General features: G+C 60.7%; 1 protein-coding gene. It reads right to left on the reverse strand.

Annotation, left to right across the window (positions count from 1 at the left end):
- On the reverse strand, positions 1-552 hold a 552-nt coding region (locus tag SO180_RS42520; protein ID WP_449384728.1), incomplete at both ends, for a reverse transcriptase domain-containing protein.

The raw sequence follows: 552 nt of genomic DNA on the forward strand, positions 1-552 counted from the left end.
GTCCCTGAGACGGGATAGGCTGATGCATTCTTTGCCGCAGCTCCGCCTTGATTTCCTGCAGCTTCGCCCGCATGCGGTCGCGCCGGGTCTTCCGCTGTAATTGGAAGGCACCCCGTCGAGATTTCCCGCAGATGAAGGTGAAGCCCAGGAACGCGAAGGTCTCCGGTCTACCGATGCCACGCTTCTTGCGCTCGACTGCCGCATGGCGTCCGAACTCAATCAAGCGGGTCTTGCCCGGATGGAGCGACAGCGAGAATGCCCCGAACCGCTCACGCAGTGCATCAAGGAATCGACGGGAGTCGTCCTCATGCTCGAAGCCTGCGACCAGATCATCTGCATAGCGCACGACGATCATGTCGCCGCGGGCCTCTTGCCGTCGCCAGCGATCTGCCCACAGATCGAACACGTAGTGCAGGTAGATGTTGGCGAGGAGTGGTGAGATCACCGAACCTTGGCCAGTCCCACTGTCAGCTACGGATACGATCCCGTCTTCGAGGATGCCCGCCTTGAGCCATTTACCGATCAGACGGATGATGCGCTGGACGCCTTGGC

The organism is Bradyrhizobium sp. UFLA05-112 (assembly GCF_053572325.1).